Here is a 1,174-nt window from a genome sequence, read left to right as displayed (position 1 = left end):
GGGGAGAGGCGTCGCGCCCTTGGGATCCACTGCCGCCTGGACCTCGATGACGGCGTCGTCCGGGAGGAAGGGCAGGGTGCCCTTGTTGCGGGTGTTGACCACCTGGTACGGGCTTCCGCCTCCGCTCAGGAGCGCTGCGGCCAGGTCCACCGCCGCCTCCGAGTAGTGGGCGCCGCCGCGCCTGGCGAGGAGGGCCGGCTTCTCGTCGAGGGCCGGGTCGCCGTACATGGTCAGCAACTCGCGCTCCATGGCCGCCACTTCGGCCGCTCGGGAGGGCTTCGTGCGCATCTCCTCGACTGTTTTGTCGTGCGTGTAGTAGTAGCGCAGGTAGTAGGAGGGGACCACGCCCAGGCGGTCCAGGAGGGGGCGGGGGAGGCGCAGGTCGCCGGCGATCGTGTCGCCGTGGTCGGTCAGGAGTCCGGGGAGTACGTCCTCGCCCTCCGGGCCGCCCAGGCGTACCCCCGTCTCCCAGGTGAGGTGGTTCAGGCCCACGTGGTCCAGGTGGACCTCGGCGGGGGCGACGCCCAGCATCGCGGCGAACTTGCGCTGGAGGCCGATCGCCACGTTGCACAGGCCGACCGCCTTGTGGCCGGCCCGGAGCAGGGCGCGGGTGACGATGCCGACCGGGTTGGTGAAGTCGATGATCCAGGCGTCGGGGTTGGTGCGGCGGACGCGGTCGGCGATGTCCAGGACCACCGGAACCGTGCGCAGCGCCTTGGCCAGGCCGCCGGCGCCCGTCGTTTCCTGGCCGACGCAGCCGCACTCGAGGGGCCAGGTCTCGTCCTGTTCGCGGGCCGCCTGGCCGCCGACGCGCAGCTGGAGCAGGACCGCGTCGGCGCCGTCGACGGCCCCGTCCAGGTCGGAGGTGGTGACGATACGGCCGTTGTGGCCCTGGCGGGTGAAGATACGGCGGGCCAGGCCGCCCACTGATTCCAGGCGGTCCGTCGCCGGGTCGACGAGGACCAGTTCCTCCAGGGGGAGGGTGTCTCTGAGACGCGCGAAACCGTCGATGAGTTCGGGGGTGTAGGTCGAACCGCCGCCGACCACGGTGAGTTTCATCTGCCACCTATACAGGCTGATGACCACTCAGGTGAAGCGTGCGGGGCGGCGGTGTGCGGGCCGGGGCCTGGTTCAGCCCTTGAGGAACGGGGCGGTGTCCAGCGTGGGGTACGGG

General features: G+C 71.4%; 1 protein-coding gene. It reads right to left on the bottom strand.

The annotated features are described in order from the left end of the window. The coding region (locus tag C1I97_RS37570; protein ID WP_111007325.1) for a family 4 glycosyl hydrolase at nt 1-1,059 on the bottom strand (1,059 nt) is incomplete at its 3' end. Nucleotides 1,060-1,174: the final 115 nt, after the last annotated feature.

The organism is Streptomyces sp. NTH33, assembly GCF_003236365.1.
Taxonomy (GTDB): domain Bacteria; phylum Actinomycetota; class Actinomycetes; order Streptomycetales; family Streptomycetaceae; genus Streptomyces.
The sequence above is the reverse complement of the archived record's forward strand: the minus strand, read 5'-3'. Positions and strand labels throughout refer to the sequence as shown.